Raw genomic sequence first — 18,928 nt, forward strand, 5'->3', positions numbered from 1 at the left:
GCAGTATGAGCACCTAATCATTGTGAAACCGTGGCCGAAGCCACCGAGACCACAACCACCAAGCACCCACACTTATCGGTTGTTCAAGTTTTTAAAGATCCGTGCCGGTCAGCACAGAAGCGAGATTATGATCAACATCCAACAACCTGTCGAACCACCCGGGAAACTTTCTTCAACACAACAAAAAAAGAAAACCCGAAAAAAACCGCTTCCAAAACCAACCGCAACCCCCGCAACACCCGCCAAAATCACCCGGGCACCGCGAGAAAGATCGGCATTATAGACACTGAAACGGAAAGCACAAGCACAAAATGAAGCTCGCCCGAATTTTCCCGGCACACCGCCGTCGCAACGCACGCCTCCGGGCGGAGGCAGTACCCACAAGCACCGAGGAAAGGCGCTCACGATCGCGCCATCAACGTGAGTCATGCTGTTCACGCCATGCCGCGATGTGCTATCTTGCGCGCGACACGCGGGAGAGAACTCCCGACTCGGAGTCGCCGAAGGCGCAACCCCCCGGAACCGCTCAGGCAAAAGGACCGCGTGCGAAGTACAAGTCTGGAGAGCGGTGCGGGCGCCCGACGGCGTGACGCACCCACCGAAGGGGCACCGCCCGGATCTTTGCCGCACTCAACGTCCAGGAACATCTATCTATATATATAGATGCGCTTGACGCAGCGGCTCAGGGCGAAATCTCTCAGGTACAAGGGACAGATGGGGCGAATCCGGCACACTGGCCGCGTTCGCCCTTTTTCGTTCACGACTACCGGAGCCGCAACCATGAGCACCCCTTCCAGGCATACCCCGCTCCACGCAACCCATGTCGCCGCCGGAGCACGCATGGTCGACTTCGCCGGCTGGGACATGCCGGTCAACTATGGCTCGCAGATCGAGGAGCATCACGCGGTGCGCCGCGATGCCGGAATGTTCGACGTATCGCACATGCTCGCGCTCGACCTGAGCGGCCCAGACGCAACGCCCTTCCTGCGCGGCCTGCTTGCCAACGATGTCGCCAAGCTGAACGACACTGGCAAGGCCTTGTACTCCTGCATGCTCAATGAACGAGGCGGTGTCATCGACGACCTGATCGTCTATCGCTTCGGCGCCGACGACTACCGCATCGTTGTCAATGCCGGCACGGCCGACAAGGACGTCGCCTGGATGCGCACACGCATCGCCGGCACCGGCGCCAACGTGACGCTGACCAGCAGGCGCGACCTGGCGATGATCGCAATCCAGGGCCCGCAGGCAATCGAACGCGCCCGCACTGCGATTCCCGAGCTGTCCATACAGGACCTTCCCTCGGCGTTCAGCGCCGTTCGCGCCGGCGAGCTGCTGATCGCACGCACCGGCTACACCGGCGAAGACGGCCTCGAAATCACCCTGCCGGCAAGCCGTGCGGAAAGCATGTGGCAAACCCTCGCCGCCGCCGGCGTGAAGCCCTGCGGCCTGGGCGCGCGGGACACACTGCGCCTGGAAGCCGGCATGAATCTGTATGGGCAGGACATGGACGAGAGCGTTTCGCCGCTGGATTCCGGCCTGTCCTGGACCGTCGATCTGAAGGACGAAAACCGCGATTTCGTCGGCCGCGCCGCGCTGGAAGCCGTGCCTGCCAGCCGCCGTCTGCTCGGTCTGATCCTCGAGGACAAGGGCGTGCTGCGCGCCCACATGAAGGTCTTCACGGCTGCCGGCGAAGGCGAAACCACCAGCGGCAGCTTTTCGCCGACACTCGAACGCTCCATCGGCTTCGTCCGCGTCCCGCTTGCGACACAGGCAGGCGAAGACGTCGAAGTCGAGATCCGCGGCAAGCGGCTGAAGGCCCGTACGGTCAAGCTTCCCTTCGTTCGCAACGGCAAGCCGCTCGTCTGAGCATACACGCACCATTCCACGGGACCGGTCGCCAAACATCCGGTCCCTTCATTCGATCCAGTCCGGAGAACCTCTCATGAGCAACATCCCCAACGAACTGAAGTACACCAAGTCCCACGAATGGATCCGCGTCGAAGACGACGGCAACCTGACCATCGGCGTCACCGACCACGCCCAGGAGGCGCTGGGTGACGTCGTCTTCCTCGAACTGCCCGAAGCCGGCCGCAGCGTCAGCGCCGGCGAAGCATGTGCCGTGATCGAATCCGTCAAGGCCGCATCCGACATCTACGCGCCCGTCGCCGGCGAAATCATCGCCGCCAACCAGGACGTGGCCGACGCCCCCGAAAGCGTCAATGCCGACGCTTACGTCAACTGGCTGTTCAAGCTCAAGCCGGCCAATGCTGCCGATGTCGATGCCCTGATGGACGCCGCCGGCTACGCCGCCGAAATCGCCCAGGCCTGAACACCCACGCCCGAGTTTTCCGACCGACCATGACCGACTCCCTGCTTTCTGCTCCGCTCGCCCGGCTGGAGCAGCGCGATGCCTTCATCCATCGCCATCTCGGACCGAACGCCGACGAGGTCGCACGCATGTGCGCGACACTCGGCGTCGACAATCTCGACACCCTGATCGAGCAGACCGTACCCGCGGGCATCCGCCTCGAAGCGCCGCTGCCGCTCGCCGCGGCGACGCCGGAACACGAGGCGCTCGCCAGGCTGAAGGCCATCGCCGACCGCAACGTCGTCAACAAGTCCATGATCGGCATGGGCTATTACGGCACGCACACGCCGGCGGTGATCCTGCGCAACGTCATGGAAAACCCGGGCTGGTACACCGCCTACACGCCCTACCAGGCCGAAATCTCGCAAGGCCGCCTCGAAGCGCTGCTGACCTACCAGCAGATGGTGATCGACCTCACCGGTCTGGAACTCGCCAACGCCTCGCTGCTGGACGAGGCCACCGCTGCCGCCGAGGCGATGACGATGGCGCGCCGGGTGTCGAAGTCCAAATCGAACGCCTTCTTCATCGACGAAGCCTGCTTCCCGCAGACGATCGACGTGGTCCGCACCCGCGCCCACTATTTCGGCTATGAACTGGTGTTCGGCAAGGCGGAGGATGCCGCCCTGCACGAGGTCTTCGGCGCGCTGCTGCAATACCCGAACGCCCGCGGCGAAGTCACGGACCTGAGCGAAACCATCGCTGCGGCCAAGGCCAAGGGCACCGTCGTCGCCGTCGCCTCCGACCTGATGGCGCTGGTGCTGCTCAAGAGCCCGGGCGCCATGGGGGCGGACATCGCGCTCGGCTCGGCGCAGCGCTTCGGCGTGCCGATGGGCTTCGGCGGCCCGCACGCCGCCTTCTTCGCCACCCGCGAAGCCCATGTGCGCTCGATGCCGGGCCGCATCATCGGCGTCTCGAAGGACGCCCGCGGCAAGACCGCGCTGCGCATGGCGCTGCAGACGCGCGAACAGCACATCCGCCGCGAGAAGGCGAACTCCAACATCTGCACCTCCCAGGTGCTGCTCGCCAACATGGCCGGCTTCTACGCCGTCTATCACGGCCCGCAGGGGCTGCGCACCATCGCCGCGCGCATCCACCGCTTCGCCGCGATGCTCGCCGCCGGGCTGCGCGACGCCGGCTTCGACGCCGGCAGCAATGCCTTCTTCGACACTATCGAAGTCGACACCGGCCCGCGCACCACTGCCATTGCCGACGCAGCCCTCGCCGCCGGCTACAACCTGCGCCGGGTGTCGGACAGCCGCCTCGGCCTGTCGGTCGATGAAACCACCACCCGCGAGGACATCGCTGTCGTGCTGGGCTGCTTCGGCGCCACTACCGATGTCGATGCGCTCGATGCGCGCGTGGCCCAGGCCGGCGGCCGACTCCCGTCGGCGCTGCTGCGCGGCGACGCGATCCTGGCGCATCCGGTGTTCAACACCCACCACACCGAGCACGAGATGCTGCGCTATCTGAAGAAGCTGCAGAACCGCGACCTCGCGCTCGACCATTCGATGATCTCGCTCGGCTCATGCACCATGAAGCTCAACGCCACCAGCGAGATGATCCCGGTGACCTGGCCCGAGTTCGCCAACCTGCACCCCTTCGCTCCTCGCGAGCAGGCTGCGGGCTATCTCGAGATGATCGAAGGCTTGGCCGACTACCTGCGCGCCATCACCGGCCTCCCGGCGGTCTGCATGCAGCCCAACTCCGGCGCCCAGGGCGAATACGCCGGCCTGGTGGCGATCGCGCGCTACCACGCCAGCCGCGGCGATACCCAGCGCACGGTCTGCCTGATCCCGCGCTCGGCCCACGGCACCAACCCCGCCACCGCACAGATGTGCGGCATGCAGGTGGTCGTCGTCGATTGCGACGACAACGGCAACGTCGATGTCGCCGACCTGAAGGCGAAAGCCGAGCAGCACGCCGGCAGGCTCGCCGCGCTGATGATCACCTACCCCTCGACCCACGGCGTGTTCGAGGAGTCGATCCGCGAGATCTGCGCGATCGTCCATGCCCACGGAGGCCAGGTCTACATGGACGGCGCCAACCTCAACGCCCAGGTCGGGCTGACCTCGCCCGCCACGATCGGCGCCGACGTCACCCACATGAACCTGCACAAGACCTTCTGCATCCCGCACGGCGGCGGCGGGCCGGGCATGGGGCCGATCGCACTGGCGGCGCACCTCGCGCCCTTCATGGCCGACCACGTCGTGCAGCCGACCGGCGGCGCCGGACGGGCCAACCTCGGCCAGGGCGCCGTTTCCGCCGCGCCCTTCGGCTCGGCCAGCATCCTGCCGATCTCGTGGATGTACATCACGATGATGGGCGGCGAAGGGCTGAAGCGTGCCACCGAAGTGGCGATCCTCAACGCCAACTATCTCGCCACGCGGCTGCAGCAGCACTACCCGGTGCTCTACACCGGCAGCCAGGGCCGCGTCGCCCACGAGTGCATCCTCGACATCCGCCCGATCAAGGCGGCGACCGGCATCAGCGAGGTCGACATCGCCAAGCGCCTGATGGACTACGGCTTCCACGCGCCGACGATGTCCTTCCCGGTGGCCGGCACCATCATGGTCGAGCCGACCGAGTCGGAAGACCTGCACGAACTGGAGCGCTTCGCCGACGCGATGATCGCGATCCGCGAGGAAATCCGCCAGATCGAGAACGGCAGCTGGCCGGCGGACGACAATCCGCTGAAGAACGCGCCCCACACCCAGGCCGACTTCATCGGCGAATGGTCTCGCCCGTACTCGCGCGAGCAGGCGGTGTTCCCGCTGCCCTGGGTGGCGGAAAACAAGTTCTGGCCGAGCGTCAATCGCATCGACGACGTCTATGGCGACCGCAACCTGTTCTGCGCCTGCGTGCCGATGAGCGACTACGAAAGCGAAAGCTGAGTCAGGTAGAATCCGCGCCAGCCGTACCGAAGCCACGCCTCACCCGGGGCGTGGCTTCTTTTTTCAATGCCAAGCCGTGTCATTCCCCATCGCCCGCCCTGCCATGCCGAAGCTCCACGATGACCGCAAGCCTCTATGGCTCACCTTGCTGCTTTGCCACCTCACCCTGCTTGCCGGCCTGCTCGCATGGGTCGGCTGGCAGATCCGTCCGGTGCAGATGCACGACCTTCAACTGGCCGGCGGCGAGAAGCTGAAGTGCGTCTCCTACGCCCCCTACCACCGTCCGGGGCAGACGCCCTTCGATCCGGAACTACGCATTTCCCGCGAGCAGATCCATGCCGATCTCAGCGCCCTGGCCAGCATCACCGATTGCGTCCGCCTCTATTCGGTGAACCAAGGCCTGGAGCAGGTGCCGGAAATCGCACGGCAAGCGGGCGTCCAGGTTCTGCTCGGCGCCTGGATCGGCTATGACCGCGACAAGAACGCCGCCGAGCTCGATCGCGCCATCGAGCTTGCCAATGCCAATTCCGACGTCGTTCGCGCCCTGATCGTCGGCAATGAGGTTCTGCTGCGCCGCGAACGCAGCGAAGACGAGATGCGCGCCCTGATCCGCGAGGCCAAGTCGCGCGCCCGAGTGCCGGTCACCTATGCCGACGTGTGGGAGTTCTGGACACGGCACGACAGCCTGGCGCAGGAGGTCAACTTCGTCACCGTGCATATCCTGCCTTTCTGGGAAGACGAACCGGTCAACATCGAAGATGCGCTCGAACACGTTGCTGCAACCCGCAGGCACGTCGGCGAACACTTCGCCGGCAAGCACATCCTGATCGGAGAAACCGGCTGGCCCAGCCAGGGACGCCAGCGCGAGGAGTCACGCCCATCACAGGTGAACCAAGCGCGATATGTAAGGGAATTCGTCCACCAGGCCCATGCACAGGGCTGGGACTACAACCTGATCGAAGCCATCGACCAGCCCTGGAAACGCCGGCTGGAAGGCACGGTGGGCGGCTACTGGGGCATGCTGGACGCCTCGACGCTGGAGCCGAAATTTCCGTTCGCCGGCCCGGTGGCGGAGCGTTCCGGTCTGGGCAGTGTCATTGCAGGCCTCGCCGCCGGTGCGGCAGCAGGCCTGCTGCTGAGCCTTGGCACCGCCTGGGGCGGCTCCTTGAGGCGCGCAGCCCTGATCGTCCTCGGCGCCACGACTGGTCTCATCGCCGTGCTTCATGCCGAACACGCACACCTCGCCTACCGCGACGTGCTCGAATGGACGGTGCTTGGTGGCGTAGCACTGCTCGCCATCCTGTTCGCGGCATCCTTCGCCGCATGGCGTGGTAATGAAATACCCAGTGCCGAGCAGGCATGGCGGACGCTGCGCCAGCCCTCCACCAGCTTCTGGCCGGACGGAGCGCTTGGCTTGCTGCGCGGTCTGCTGCTGTTCGCAGCCGCCATCGCCGCCTTGCTGCTGTTCGTCAACGCCCGCTACCGCGACTTCCCCACCCTGCTCTATCTCGGCCCCGCTGCACTGCTCGGCGCGCTCGGCCGGGCACAGGCTGCGCATGGCCGTGCCGAGCGCATCTGCGCCGCCATCATCGCGGTCTCGGTGATCGGGCGCTGGTTAACCGAGCCGGCCAACCCCCAGGCCATCGCCTGGCTGGCCACCGGCCTCCTCCTCGCCCTGCCGCCGATCGCCCGTTCCCTGCCTGGGGCGGGCAAGCACCAGCAGTGACAGCAGGGCACCGACGGAGGCCGGGTCGTAACTGTAGAACACCAGTCCAGCCAGGCCGCTCAGCCAGCCGGCCCAGGCCAGCGGCCTCCAGCCCAGCACGAAAGCCAGCCCGCCGCAGGCAAGGCTGAACCAGCCCATGCGCTGGTCCATAAAACTTTCCACCAGAACAGTCTTGAACAGGCATAGGCCGCGATGCGCATCCGGCAGGGTGCAGTCGCGCGGCAACACCCCGTTTTCCAGCAGGCCATGACGCACTCCCCAGGCGAAAGCCAATACCAGCACAGCCGAAAGCAGGATTGCTGCAACACCATATTTGCCCAAATTATTCTGCCTCATCCCACCTTTTCCTTGTAAAACAGCCCTTCAGCCACAATCTCGCACGATGTTGCAAATTGGCACCGAATGCAGCTCGTAAGCAGCTGAAAACGTGCATAAAATGCCGGCACCCGGCATCTGCGGAAAGGTTTTCGACCATACCCCATGGCCCAGCCGAAAACATTTGTGCAACGCAACAGCCGTACTGGCAGACCACCACGCTTGGTGCAAACGCACGGGCTTTCCGTTTTTCAGCGTTTTACCCGTTTTTCGGCATCATCTCCACGCCGCTCAGGATTCGAACATGAAACAGGCCGCCTCACTCCTCTATCGCATCGCGATCGCCATCGCCATCGCTGCGGGAGTCGCGTTCCTCCAATACTGGATCTGGCAGCAATTCAACCGCGGCGCCGAATTCATCAGCACCAACCAAAGCATCAAGGGCTTCGCCTACAACGGCTACCAACGCGACCAGAGTCCGCTGAAAGGCGACTCTCCCACGCGCGATGAACTGGCCGCCGACCTCGACCTGCTCGCCCGCAAGTCGGATGGCCTGCGCACCTACGGCGTCACCGACATGCCCGAGCTGCTGGTGCTCGCCGGCGAGCGCGACATGAACGTCACTGCCGGTGCCTGGCTGGACCCCGATCTGGAAAAGAACGAGCGTGAAATCGAGGCCCTGATCGAAGCCGCGCGCAAGATGCGCCACGTCGAGCGGCTGATGGTCGGCAACGAATCCATCCTGCGCGGCGACCTGAAACCCGAGGACATCATCGGCTACCTCGACCGCGTCCGAAAGGCCGTGCGCAAGCCGGTGTCAACTGCGGAGCCCTGGCACGTCTGGCTGCGCTATCCGGAACTGGTCGAGCACGTCAACTACATCACCGTCCACCTGCTGCCCTACCACGAAGGCGTGCCGGCCGAAGCCGCTGTCGAATACGCCTTCCAGCGCTACGACGAACTGGCCAGGACCTTTCCGCGCAAGAAGATCGTGGTCGGCGAAATCGGCTGGCCGAGCAAGGGGCCGACCCTGGGTGCAGCAATACCCTCGCTCGACAACCAGGCCCGCGTCATCCGCGAGTTCCTTGCCCACCCCCGCACCCCGCGCGTCAACTACTTCCTGATGGAAGCGATCGACCAGCCCTGGAAAGTCGATGTCGAAGGCTGGGCCGGTCCCTACTGGGGTATGTACAACGCCGACCGCGAGCAGAAATTCGCCCTCGAAGGCGTCATCGAACGCGACCCGCACTGGTCGAAGAAGGCCATGAACGCGGCGGCACTCGCCATTCTGCCGATGTTCCTGGTGGCCTTCTTCCTGTCCGACTGGAACATCGCCGGCCGCATCTTCCTGGCCGGCCTGATCCAGGCCTGTGTGTCGACGCTGATCGTCGGCCTCAACGTGCCGGTCAACTACTACCTCACACAACGCGACCTCATCGGCCTCGGCCTGCTGATCAGCGCCACCATCCTGACCGCCGCGGTGCTGCTGTCACATGGTTTCGAATTCGGCGAGATGCTGTTCAAGAAGAAATGGCAGCGCCGCTTCATGCCGCTGCCGCCGCATGCCCCGGACGAACAGCCTTTCGTCTCGGTGCACCTGGCCTGTTACAACGAACCGCCGGAGATGGTGATCGCCACCATCGACAGCCTGGCCAAGATGAACTACCAGAATTTCGAAGTGCTGATTCTGGACGACAACACCCGCGACAAAGCACTGTGGAAGCCGCTGGAAAAACGCTGTGCCGAACTCGGCCCGCGCTTCCGCTTCTTCCATCTCGCCAACTGGCCCGGTTTCAAGGCCGGCGCGCTGAACTACGGCCTCAAGGTCACCGACCCGCGCGCCGAAGTGGTCGGCGTGGTCGATGCCGACTACGTCGTCGATCCCGACTGGCTGGCCAGCCTGATCCCGCACTTCGACAAGCCCGACGTCGCCGTCGTGCAGGCTCCCCAGGCCCACCGCGACTGGGAAGGCCAGCCTTTCAAGCGCATGTGCAACTGGGAGTTCGACGGCTTCTTCCGCATCGGCATGCACCACCGCAACGAACGCAACGCGCTGATCCAGCACGGCACCATGACGCTGGTGCGCCGCCTGGCGCTGGAAGAAGTCGGCGGCTGGTCGGAATGGTGCATCTGCGAGGACACCGAGCTCGGCCTGCGCCTGATCGAGAAGGGCTACGACACCCGCTACGTCGATCACATCCTCGGCCGCGGCCTGACACCGTCCGGCTTTGCCGCGATCAAGAGCCAGCGCTTCCGCTGGGCCTTCGGCGCGATGCAGATCCTCAAGGCCCACCTGCCGCACATGATCGGCCGCAGCAATCTCAATCTGGCGCAGCGCTACCACTTCCTGACCGGCTGGTTCGCCTGGCTGGGCGACGCCCTGCAACTGGTATTCGCCTTCGGCAGCCTGGCATGGACGCTCGGCATCCTGCTGTTCCCGAAGGCCTTCGGCCTGCCGGTGACTGCGCTGGCGTTGCCCATCCTCGGCTTCATGGCCTTCAAGGCCGCGCTCGGCCCGATCCTGTACCGCCGCACCATGGACTGCCCGTGGAAGGACATCCTCGGCGCCTCGATCCTGTCGGTGGGCCTCGCCCATGCCATCGCCCGCGGCGTGTTCGCCGGGCTGGTGAAGAAGAAGGGTGTGTTCGTCGTCACGCCCAAGGGCTGGCAGAGCGGCGGCGCACTTGCCTTCTTCAACCCGATCCGCGAGGAGATCGGCATGCTGGTGGCGCTGCTGCTCGGCGCCGCCACGCTGGTCGCCCAGCGCGGCATCGACAACCTGGAAACGCAATTGTGGGTCGGCATCCTGTGCCTGCAGTGCATCCCCTACGTCGCCGCGATCCTGTGCCAGATCGCCGCCTACATGCCGGAACGCCCGATCGAAGGCAGCACCGACGCCCTGCCTGCCAGCGCCTGAACGTCCGTGTCAGCCGGCTCAAGCGCGGACCTGCGCCGGCGGCGCGTGATTTCTACCCCTGCCACGGCGGCAGCCGGCAACCCACGGGCGGCAAGCTGAGCTCCCCGTAGGCAGGCAGGCCGCCCGCGGCGGGCTGCAATACCTCGCCTTCGATCAACGGCCGGATGTAGTCGCAGGCCGCTGCCGTGACGTGCAGGCCGTCGGCGCGCACGAAGGCCGCTGGCAGCGCACGCTCCAGGTTGGCGATGGCGGCGGCATCCTCGACACCGATTTCCCAGCGATAAGGTGCATCGCTGATTCGCCGGATCGTCGGAAAGCAGCCATTGCGCCCGTCGATCGCCATCTCGACCGCTGCCCGCCCGACCGCCAGCGCCTGCTCCCGGTCAACTGCCGACAACCAATGGCCGCCGGCGCGCTGCAGATAGTCGGGAATCGCCCAGTGGAACTTGTAGCCCAGGCGCTCATGGATCATGCGCGCAACGGCCGAGCCCGCACCGCCGAGCTGGACGTAGCCGCGCGAGTCGCGCGATTTCTCCATGATCAGGCTGCCGTCGGCGTTGCGGATGCCTTCGGCGACCGTGATCGCGCAATAGCCCAGGCGCTCGGTGACGCGCCGGACCTCGGCCAGGAACGCCTCCTCGTCGAAACCCGCCTCCGGCACCAGCACGATGTGCGGCGGCGCATCGGCGTCGCCGCCGGCGGCCAGCGCGGTCGCCGCCGCAAGCCAGCCGGTATTGCGCCCCATCACCTCCATCACGAACACGCTGCCACGGCTGCCGACCATCGAGCGGATGTCCAGGCCGGCCTCCAGCATCGAGGTCGCGAGGTATTTCGCCGCCGAGCCGAAACCCGGGCAGCAGTCGGTGCCGACGATGTCGTTATCCACCGTCTTCGGCGCACCGATGCAGGCCAGCGGATAAGCGCGCTCCTGCGCCGCGTCGCGCAGGCGCCCGACGACGTCCATCGAACCGTTGCCGCCGTTGTAGATGAAATGGCCGATATCGTGCGCGGCGAAGACTTCGAACAATCTGTCCATCACCCGCTTGCCGTCCGGAGTGTCGCCGGGCGGCAGATCGAAACGGCAGGAGCCGAATGCGCCGCCCGGGCGCAGCGACAGGCGCTGCAATGCCGCGTCGTCCAGCGCCGAGGTATCGATCAGGTCTTCCGCCAGCACGCCGAGAATGCCGCGATGGGCGGCCAGGACCTTGCCGATGCGTTCGGGATGGGCGCGTGCGGCGCCGATCACCGCACTCGCCGTGGCATTGATGACGGCGGTGACGCCGCCGGAATGAGCGTAGAGAAGATTCGATCGCGCCATGATGGAAGCAGCCAGATCTTGAAAGGCAAACAAAACGGCCGGTCCCACCGCGGGAGCCGGCCGTCAGGAATGTGGACTGCGCGTTTACTTCAGCGCTTCGAACGCACGCGCGGTGATGTCCTCGACCGCGCCCAGGCCTTCGATCTTGCGCACCTTCGGTGCCTTGGCGTCGCCCGCAGCCGCCCACTTGCTGTAGTACTCGACCAGCGGCTTGGTCTGGGCGTGGTAGACGTCGAGGCGCTTCTTGACCGTCTCTTCCTTGTCGTCGTCACGCTGTACAAGGTCTTCGCCGGTGACGTCGTCCTTGCCTTCGACCTTGGGCGGGTTGTACTTGACGTGGTAGGTGCGGCCCGAGGCCAGGTGAGCGCGGCGGCCGCTCATGCGTTCGACGATCTCGCTGTCGGGCACGTCGATCTCGAGCACGAAATCGATCGGCACGCCGGCCTCCTTCATCGCGTCGGCCTGCGGAATGGTACGCGGGAAGCCGTCGAACATGTAGCCAGCCTGACAGTCGGGCTGCTGCAGGCGGTCCTTGACCAGGCCGATGATGATGTCGTCGGACACCAGGCCGCCAGCGTCCATCACCTTCTTGGCCTCGATGCCGAGCGGCGTGCCGGCCTTGACCGCGGCGCGCAGCATGTCACCGGTCGAAATCTGCGGAATGCCGAACTTCTCCTTGATGAAGTTGGCCTGCGTGCCCTTGCCCGCTCCCGGCGGTCCCAACAGAATCAGTCGCATACACCCTCCCGAAGAAAAGAATATCGGCCGTGTGGCACGGCCACTTTGTTTATACGTTTATGCGAAACCCTGCGAAGTTATCCGACACGTGGCCGTCGGTCAAACCCCTTCGATGCGAAACGACTGCCTGACGCGCGCCAGATCCTCCGGCGTATCGACGCCAGCCGCCGGAGCGGCCGCCAGTTCGAGCACGCGGATGCGGTAGCCGTGCCATAGCGCGCGCAATTGCTCCAGCGCCTCCCAGTGCTCGATCGGCGACGGCGCCAATCCGGCATAACGGCGCAGGAAACCCACCCGGTAGGCATACAGGCCGACATGGCGCAGCATCGGCAGGCCCTTCGGCAAGCCAGCAGGCAAGGAATCGAATCCGGCGGCAAAGGCATCGCGTGCCCAGGGAATCGGCGCACGCGAAAAATACAGCGCCCGGCCGGCGGCGTCGCACACCACCTTGACCACGTTCGGGTTGAAAGCCTCGTCCGCCCCGGCCAGCGCATGCGCTGCAGTGGCGATCGCGGCTTCCGCATCCGCGCCCAGCACGGCAGCCACCGCCGACACGATGTCCGGGTCGATCAGCGGCTCGTCACCCTGCACGTTGACGACGATGTCCTCGTCGCTCCAGCCGCGCAGCATCGCCACTTCCGCAAGACGGTCGGTTCCGCTGGGGTGATCTGCGCGCGTCATCACCACTTCGCCGCCCGCAGCCAGCACCGCGTCACGGACACCTTCATGGTCGGTCGCCACCAGGACTTCCTGTGCGCCAGCCGCGGCCACACGTTCGAGCACGCGCACGATCATCGGCTTGCCGCAGATGTCCGCCAGCGGCTTGCCCGGCAGGCGGGTCGACGCATGGCGGGCCGGAATGACGATACGGAAGGAAGTGCTCACCTCGGGCGCTCCCGTCATGCGCGCAGGGCGTCAACTTCCTCGGCGCTCATCGCGCGCGCTTCCTCGTCGAGCATCACCGGAATGTCGTCGCGGATCGGGAAGGCAAGGCGGTCGCCCTTGCACACCAGCTCCTGCTTGCCCTTCAGGTAGTCCAGCGGCCCCTTGCACAGCGGGCAGACGAGGATTTCAAGCAGACGTGCGTCCATGCTCCAGTATCTCCAGAATGCGTTCGGCAGCGCCCGAACCGATTTGCGCCTCGACCGGGAACTCCCAGCAGTCTTCGGGCGCGAAAGTCCGGCATTTTACCGCATCCTTGGCCGTCATCAGGGTCGGCAAAACCTCGGCGAAAACCAGATCCGGCGGCGTGAAAACATGGTGGTCAGGAAAGGGATGTCGCAATACCACCAGGCCAGCAGCTTCGAGTTGCTCGAAAAAACGCTGCGGCCGGCCGATGCCCGCCACCGCATGCACGCGACGGCCACGCAGTGCCTCCAGCTCGAGGCTTCGGCGCGGTTCCCCGAGCGAGCGCAAGGCAGCCCCCCGCAACTGCATGGGGAACACCGGCACGTCACCAAGCACCGCAACCAGTGCCGGTGGCAGCACGCCATGGGCGATTACGACATCGACTTCAGCCAGGCGCCCGACCGGCTCGCGCAAGGGTCCGGCAGGCAGCAGCAGCCCATTGCCCAGAATGGCGGGATCGACCACGGCGATCTCGACGTCGCGCCCGAGGCGGTAATGCTGCATTCCGTCGTCGGCCACGATCACGTCGCATTCGGGATGCAGGCGCAGCAGTTCGCGTGCCGCCGCCGGCCGATCACGGCCAACGACGAGGGGACAGGCGCAGGTCGCGGCCAGCAGCACCGGCTCGTCGCCATAGACGGCTGGGTCGCCATCGGCCGGAACTTCGGCCACGCCCTCGATCCGGCCGCCATGCCCGCGGCTGACGATGCCGGGGCAATGGCCTGCTGCGCTCAATTGCGCGACCAGCCACTGCACCACCGGCGTCTTGCCGCTGCCGCCGACGGCGATGTTGCCGACGACGATCACCGGCACAGATAACTTCTCTGGCCGAGTCGTCTGGCGACGGTGCTGCGCCAACGCCCCGAACAGCCAGGACAAGGGCTGCAGCAGCCGGGCCGGAAAGCCGCGCCTGTGCCAGAAGGCCGGAGCCTGGGCCGCCATTGACCGTGCCCCCTCAGCGGCTCACTGTGCCGGAGCCTGGGTGGCGAAGGTCACGTGGCTGAAACCAGCGCGCTGGGCAGCCTGCATCACATCGATGACGCTCTGGTGCGCCGCCTTGGCATCGGCATTGATCACGATCACCGGCTCGGCGCCACCTCCCGGCGCAGCCTTGCCCAACGCCGCCGCCAGTGATTCGACGCTCGGTTCGGCGACCGGCTGGCGGTTCGACCAGCACTTCGCCGGCCGCAGTCACCGCGACGAGTATCTCGTTGGGCACGGCATCGACACCGTCCCCCTCGGCCGACGGCAGGTTGATCTCGAGCCCGGACACTTTTGAAAAGGTCGTCGTCAGCATCAGGAAGATGATGATGACGAGCACGACGTCGATCAGCGGGATCAGGTTGATCTCCGGCTCTTCACTGCGGCTGCCGCGGCGGAAGTTCATGCCTGGAGCCTCAGCCGCGCCGTTCGCCGTGCGCCACTTCGACCAGCTTCACCGCCTGCTGCTCCATGTCGATGACGAAGCTGTCGACGAGGGCGCGGAAGTGGCGCCAGAAGATCATCGCCGGAATCGCGATGATCAGGCCGAGGCCGGTGGTATACAGCGCGATCGAGATGCCCTGGGCAAGCTGGGCAGGGTTGGCGCCATTGACGCCCTGCGAAGCGAAGATGTCGATCATGCCGATGATGGTGCCGAACAAGCCCAGCAGCGGGCTGATCGCCGCGACTGTGCCGAGCGTGGTCAGATAGCGTTCGAGCTCGTGCGCGACCGCGCGCCCGGTTTCCTCGATCGACTCCTTCATGACCTCGCGAGAGCTGCTGACGTTGCGCAGCCCCGCCGCCAGCACGCGGCCAAGCGGAGAATGCGCATTGACGCGCTCGACCATCGCATCCGAGACGCCTTGCTTGCGCAGGTCGTCGAGCACGTTCTGAAGCAGCCCCGGCGGCACCACGCGAGAGCGCCGCAGGGAGACCGAACGCTCGATGATCAGCGCCAGCGCCACGACCGAAGCAAGAATCAACGGCCAGATCGGCCAGCCCACTTCCTGGATGATCGCGAACACGCTGGCAACTCCCCTTTTCCGCAAAGGCGGAACTTTAGCGCCCGCAAGCCGGCGGCGACAAGCAAGACACGCGTCGGAACGTGGAATATGTTCCGGTTCGTGCCTTGCCCGGGCTTTCATACGGAATATGCCAAACCGGCCTCCGCTCCGTTTATTCCGCTTTCGGACCGCCCGCCAAGCAATCCACAAAACCTGTGGATAAGTTTGTGGGTTTTTTCTGGATGTGGGCCTCAAAGCCCGTCGCAGCAAGCATCCAGACACTCCGATGAAAATTTGTGCAATATTTATTTTTCAATAAAAACAAATAGTTATTTAAACACCCCTTGTAGATCAAGGACTTGCTGCGCGGCACTTGACAGTCCGGCCACGCTGTGGATTCCGCTACAATCCGCGCTTCTCCGATCCTCCCTCACGCCCCTGGCGATGCTATTCGCATGACTGGAATGCTGTCCGCTCCGATACTTACGGTGTCCGCGCTCAACCGTCTCGCCCGCCAGGCGCTGGAGGCGGCCCTGCCGCTGATGTGGATCGGCGGCGAGATATCCAATCTCACCCGGGCGGCATCGGGCCACCTCTATTTCACCCTCAAGGACAGCGATGCACAGGTGCGTTGCGCGATGTGGCGCAACAAGGCCCAACTGCTTCCTTTCCGCCCCGAAAACGGCATGCGGATCGAAGTGCGCGCCCTGGCGACGCTGTACGAGGCACGCGGCGACTACCAGCTCAATATAGAGAGCGTCCGCCAGGCCGGCATCGGCAACCTGTTCGAGGCTTTCAACCAGCTCAAGGACAGGCTTGCAGCCGAAGGCCTGTTCGATGCCGGCATCAAGCGCCCCCTTCCCCGCTTTCCGCGCGGTATCGGCCTCGTCACCTCGCCCGCCGCCGCCGCGTTGCGCGACGTGCTGGTGACGCTGGCCAGGCGCGCGCCACATTTGCCGCTGGTGCTGTATCCCGCGCCCGTTCAAGGCGCGGACGCCGCGCCACGCCTTGTGCAGGCCGTCGCCGCCGCAGGCAGGCGCGCAGCCCGGGACGGCATCGACGTGCTGCTGCTGGTGCGCGGCGGCGGCAGCCTGGAAGATCTGTGGTCCTTCAACGACGAAGCACTCGCCCGCGCGCTGCGTGCTTGTCCGCTGCCCGTCGTCAGCGGCATCGGCCACGAGACCGATTTCACCATCGCCGACTTCGCCGCCGATCTCCGCGCACCGACTCCGACCGGCGCAGCCGAACTGGTCAGTGCGGGCTGGCACGCGGCGGATCAGGAGCTCGCCACACTCGGCCCACGGCTCGAGCGCGGCATCCAACGCCAGCTCGAAACCCTGGCCCAGCGCCTGGACAGGGCCTCGCTGCGGCTGGTACATCCGCGCGAGCGCCTCCGCCAGACCAGCACCGACCTCGATGCCAGTGCCGTCAGGCTGCAGCGGGCCATGAAGCATCGCCTCGAACAGGCCTGCTTCCGCCAGAGCACGCTGGCCCTGCGCCTGTCGCGGCAACAACCCGACCTGGCAGTGGCCTGGCGTCTCGGCGAGCAACTCGGCCAGCGCCTGCAGCACGCAGCGCAGGCAAACCTGCAGCAGCGCCGGACACGGCTCGAGACACTTGCCTCCCATCTGCAGCACCTCTGCCCGGAGTCCGTGCTCGCACGCGGCTATGCCATCGCCCGCGACAGCGAGGGCCGCGTTCTGCGCTCGGTCGGCGAGACCAGTGCCGGCATGGCAGTCGATGTCCAGTTGGCCGATGGCACGCTACATGCGCGCGTGACCGGAACCAGCCAGAAAGGCTGAAGCCACCGCGTGCCATCCTGACGAGCCCCGCCCTGAACGAGCCGCCTGGAGCCACCCGCGATGGGGCCCCAAGCGCCGGGACCGCTGGCGAAAGCTGACAGGTGTCCGCTCGTGCGCCTATGATGTCGGCCGCGAGCGTTTTCGCCGGACGCAGGCCCGGCATGATTTGTCGGGGTCTGCACGAGTTCTCAGAACACCTTAACAAGGAGAGATAAGCATGGAACACACCCTGCCCGCCCTGCCCTATGCCAAGGACGCCCTGGCCCCGCACATCTCGGCCGAGACCCTGGAGTTCCACTACGGCAAGCACCATCAGGCCTATGTCACCAACCTGAACAACCTGATCAAGGGCACCGAGTACGAAAACCTCGAGCTCGAAGCCATCATCAAGAAGGCGCCGGCCGGCGGCATCTACAACAACTCCGCCCAGGTCTGGAACCACACCTTCTTCTGGAACAGCATGAAGCCCAACGGCGGCGGCGAACCGAGCGGCGCGCTGGCCGATGCGATCAAGGCCAAGTGGGGCTCCTTCGACGACTTCAAGAAGGCCTTCCAGGCTTCCGCGGTCGGCAACTTCGGCTCGGGCTGGACCTGGCTGGTCAAGAAGGCCGACGGCTCGGTCGACATCGTCAACATGGGCGCCGCCGGCACTCCGCTGACCACCGCCGACAAGGCCATCCTCTGTATTGACGTGTGGGAACACGCCTATTACATAGACTACCGCAACCGCCGTCCGGACTTCGTCGCCACCTTCCTCGACAAGCTGGCAAACTGGGACTTCGCTGCGCAGAACTTCGCCTGATGCACCCCGGCCCGGCTTCGGCCGGGCAAGGCAGATACACGGAAGCGGCCTTTGCGGCCGCTTTCTGTTTTTGGGCCATCCCTCATGCAGGACACCGCGAATTCGACGGCCTCCCCATGCTCGACATCCTGTACCGCGACGAGTGGCTCGTCGCCATCGACAAACCTTCCGGGCTGCTCGTCCATCGCAGCCCGATCGCCGCCCACGAGGAACGCTTCGCCGTACAGCTGCTGCGCGACCAGCTCGGCCAGCGTGTCCATCCCGCCCACCGGCTCGACCGCGGCACCTCCGGTGTGCTGCTGTTCGCGCTCGACCGTGACGCCGCTGCCGCGCTCGGCAAGCAGTTCGAGGCCCATGCGGTCGACAAGCGCTACGTCGCCATCGTGCGCGGCCATCCGCCTGACGAGGGCCTCATCGACCATCCGCTGGTGAGACGCCTGGACCCCGTCGAGCGCAGGCCCGGCCATGGCGCCGGCCGGCGGGACGGCCTGCCGGAAGACGAGGAAGCCGATCCTGACAGTGCCGGCGGACCGGCAGGCAGCGAAATGGCCCTGCCTTCGCTGACGCGCTTCCGCCGCCTGGCGACAGCCGAGCTTCCGCATGCGGTCGATCGCTACCCCACCAGCCGCTACGCCCTGCTCGAACTGTCTCCCGAAACCGGCCGGCGTCACCAGTTGCGCCGCCACCTGAAGCACATCTCGCATCCGATCATCGGCGATGCCACTTACGGCAAGGGCAGGCACAACCGCCTGTTCCAGACCCTGTTCGGCAGCCGGCGCCTGCTGCTGGCCTGCGCCGGGCTGGGCCTGCGGCATCCCGTGAGCGGCGCCAGGCTGGACCTGCGATGCCGACCGGGCGGCGATTTCAGCGCCGTCTGCCGGGCGCTGGGCTGGGACGACGCGCTGCTGGACTGAGCCGTTGCCGCGCCGCCAGCC

General features: G+C 65.7%; 16 protein-coding genes, 1 pseudogene and 1 riboswitch. Of the genes and pseudogenes, 9 read left to right on the forward strand and 8 right to left on the reverse strand.

The features are described 5' to 3' along the window. Positions 1 to 30: 30 nt before the first annotated feature. From QM748_RS07285 to QM748_RS07305, 5 genes are all read left to right on the forward strand, one after another. Positions 31 to 315 (forward strand): hypothetical protein, encoded by a 285-nt coding sequence (locus QM748_RS07285; RefSeq protein WP_415246343.1) that lies wholly within the window; start codon positions 31 to 33, stop codon positions 313 to 315. Between the two features lie 148 nt (positions 316 to 463). Then, positions 464 to 552, forward strand: a riboswitch (glycine riboswitch). Positions 553 to 780: 228 nt separating this feature from the next. Beyond that, entirely contained in the window at positions 781 to 1,869 is a 1,089-nt protein-coding gene (gcvT, locus tag QM748_RS07290) for a glycine cleavage system aminomethyltransferase GcvT (RefSeq protein WP_415246344.1), read from the forward strand. A 76-nt stretch (positions 1,870 to 1,945) separates the two neighbouring features. Then, positions 1,946 to 2,332: a glycine cleavage system protein GcvH gene (gene gcvH / locus QM748_RS07295; RefSeq protein ID WP_415246345.1), complete on the forward strand. Its 387-nt coding sequence runs from the start codon at positions 1,946 to 1,948 to the stop codon at positions 2,330 to 2,332. Positions 2,333 to 2,361: 29 nt separating this feature from the next. Further along, entirely contained in the window at positions 2,362 to 5,262 is a 2,901-nt protein-coding gene (gene gcvP, locus QM748_RS07300; protein ID WP_415246346.1) for an aminomethyl-transferring glycine dehydrogenase, read from the forward strand. A 103-nt stretch (positions 5,263 to 5,365) separates the two neighbouring features. Next, positions 5,366 to 6,988 (forward strand): beta-1,6-glucan synthase, encoded by a 1,623-nt coding sequence (locus QM748_RS07305; RefSeq protein WP_415246347.1) that lies wholly within the window; start codon positions 5,366 to 5,368, stop codon positions 6,986 to 6,988. Here the strand turns inward: QM748_RS07305 and QM748_RS07310 are convergent. Continuing rightward, a complete protein-coding gene (locus QM748_RS07310) occupies positions 6,878 to 7,324 on the reverse strand; it encodes a hypothetical protein (RefSeq protein ID WP_415246348.1) in 447 nt (148 codons plus the stop codon). The genes QM748_RS07305 and QM748_RS07310 overlap by 111 nt on opposite strands. 283 nt (positions 7,325 to 7,607) lie before the next feature. Between QM748_RS07310 and QM748_RS07315 the strand changes: the two genes are divergently transcribed. Beyond that, positions 7,608 to 10,220, forward strand: a complete 2,613-nt coding sequence (locus QM748_RS07315) for a glycosyltransferase (RefSeq protein WP_415246349.1) — start codon at positions 7,608 to 7,610, stop codon at positions 10,218 to 10,220. Between the two features lie 52 nt (positions 10,221 to 10,272). Here QM748_RS07315 and QM748_RS07320 read toward each other — a convergent pair whose 3' ends face one another. The 7 genes and pseudogenes from QM748_RS07320 to QM748_RS07350 form a co-directional block, all read right to left on the reverse strand. After that, positions 10,273 to 11,538, reverse strand: coding sequence for a 6-phosphofructokinase (locus tag QM748_RS07320; RefSeq protein WP_415246350.1), 1,266 nt, complete (start codon positions 11,536 to 11,538; stop codon positions 10,273 to 10,275). An 84-nt stretch (positions 11,539 to 11,622) separates the two neighbouring features. Then, positions 11,623 to 12,276 (reverse strand): adenylate kinase, encoded by a 654-nt coding sequence (adk, locus tag QM748_RS07325; protein WP_415246351.1) that lies wholly within the window; start codon positions 12,274 to 12,276, stop codon positions 11,623 to 11,625. Positions 12,277 to 12,375: 99 nt separating this feature from the next. Beyond that, positions 12,376 to 13,161 carry a 3-deoxy-manno-octulosonate cytidylyltransferase gene (gene kdsB / locus QM748_RS07330; protein ID WP_415246352.1) on the reverse strand — a complete coding sequence of 262 codons (786 nt, stop codon included), beginning with the start codon at positions 13,159 to 13,161 and terminating at the stop codon, positions 12,376 to 12,378. Between the two features lie 14 nt (positions 13,162 to 13,175). Then, a complete protein-coding gene (locus tag QM748_RS07335; RefSeq protein ID WP_415246353.1) occupies positions 13,176 to 13,367 on the reverse strand; it encodes a Trm112 family protein in 192 nt (63 codons plus the stop codon). Further along, positions 13,348 to 14,346, reverse strand: a complete 999-nt coding sequence (gene lpxK / locus QM748_RS07340; RefSeq protein ID WP_415246354.1) for a tetraacyldisaccharide 4'-kinase — start codon at positions 14,344 to 14,346, stop codon at positions 13,348 to 13,350. Before lpxK ends, QM748_RS07335 begins: the two co-directional genes overlap by 20 nt. Positions 14,347 to 14,367: 21 nt before the next feature. Further along, positions 14,368 to 14,791, reverse strand: a pseudogene (locus QM748_RS07345) (ExbD/TolR family protein). Positions 14,792 to 14,801: 10 nt separating this feature from the next. Next, positions 14,802 to 15,410, reverse strand: coding sequence for a MotA/TolQ/ExbB proton channel family protein (locus tag QM748_RS07350; protein ID WP_415246355.1), 609 nt, complete (start codon positions 15,408 to 15,410; stop codon positions 14,802 to 14,804). Between the two features lie 443 nt (positions 15,411 to 15,853). Here QM748_RS07350 and xseA point away from each other — a divergent pair, with 443 nt between their 5' ends. From xseA to QM748_RS07365, 3 genes are all read left to right on the forward strand, one after another. Beyond that, the gene (gene xseA / locus QM748_RS07355) at positions 15,854 to 17,191 is read left to right on the forward strand and encodes an exodeoxyribonuclease VII large subunit (protein WP_415248035.1); all 1,338 of its coding nucleotides are present in this window, start codon (positions 15,854 to 15,856) and stop codon (positions 17,189 to 17,191) included. 217 nt (positions 17,192 to 17,408) lie between these two features. Further along, positions 17,409 to 17,993: a superoxide dismutase gene (locus tag QM748_RS07360; RefSeq protein ID WP_415246356.1), complete on the forward strand. Its 585-nt coding sequence runs from the start codon at positions 17,409 to 17,411 to the stop codon at positions 17,991 to 17,993. A gap of 116 nt (positions 17,994 to 18,109) precedes the next feature. After that, positions 18,110 to 18,907, forward strand: coding sequence for a pseudouridine synthase (locus QM748_RS07365; RefSeq protein WP_415246357.1), 798 nt, complete (start codon positions 18,110 to 18,112; stop codon positions 18,905 to 18,907). Positions 18,908 to 18,928: the final 21 nt, after the last annotated feature.

This window comes from Thauera sp. (genome assembly GCF_047601425.1).
Lineage (GTDB): Bacteria > Pseudomonadota > Gammaproteobacteria > Burkholderiales > Rhodocyclaceae > Thauera.

What these genes read in the sequence shown, in the direction of transcription:
- gcvT (WP_415246344.1), top strand. Translation starts at nt 781, where the DNA reads ATGAGCACCCCTTCCAGGCATACCCCGCTCCACGCAACCCATGTCGCC.
- gcvH (WP_415246345.1), top strand. Translation starts at nt 1,946, where the DNA reads ATGAGCAACATCCCCAACGAACTGAAGTACACCAAGTCCCACGAATGG.
- gcvP (WP_415246346.1), top strand. Translation starts at nt 2,362, where the DNA reads ATGACCGACTCCCTGCTTTCTGCTCCGCTCGCCCGGCTGGAGCAGCGC.
- QM748_RS07305 (WP_415246347.1), top strand. Translation starts at nt 5,366, where the DNA reads ATGCCGAAGCTCCACGATGACCGCAAGCCTCTATGGCTCACCTTGCTG.
- QM748_RS07310 (WP_415246348.1), bottom strand. Translation starts at nt 7,324, where the DNA reads ATGAGGCAGAATAATTTGGGCAAATATGGTGTTGCAGCAATCCTGCTT.
- QM748_RS07315 (WP_415246349.1), top strand. Translation starts at nt 7,608, where the DNA reads ATGAAACAGGCCGCCTCACTCCTCTATCGCATCGCGATCGCCATCGCC.
- QM748_RS07320 (WP_415246350.1), bottom strand. Translation starts at nt 11,538, where the DNA reads ATGGCGCGATCGAATCTTCTCTACGCTCATTCCGGCGGCGTCACCGCC.
- adk (WP_415246351.1), bottom strand. Translation starts at nt 12,276, where the DNA reads ATGCGACTGATTCTGTTGGGACCGCCGGGAGCGGGCAAGGGCACGCAG.
- QM748_RS07335 (WP_415246353.1), bottom strand. Translation starts at nt 13,367, where the DNA reads ATGGACGCACGTCTGCTTGAAATCCTCGTCTGCCCGCTGTGCAAGGGG.
- lpxK (WP_415246354.1), bottom strand. Translation starts at nt 14,346, where the DNA reads ATGGCGGCCCAGGCTCCGGCCTTCTGGCACAGGCGCGGCTTTCCGGCC.
- xseA (WP_415248035.1), top strand. Translation starts at nt 15,854, where the DNA reads ATGCTGTCCGCTCCGATACTTACGGTGTCCGCGCTCAACCGTCTCGCC.
- QM748_RS07360 (WP_415246356.1), top strand. Translation starts at nt 17,409, where the DNA reads ATGGAACACACCCTGCCCGCCCTGCCCTATGCCAAGGACGCCCTGGCC.
- QM748_RS07365 (WP_415246357.1), top strand. Translation starts at nt 18,110, where the DNA reads ATGCTCGACATCCTGTACCGCGACGAGTGGCTCGTCGCCATCGACAAA.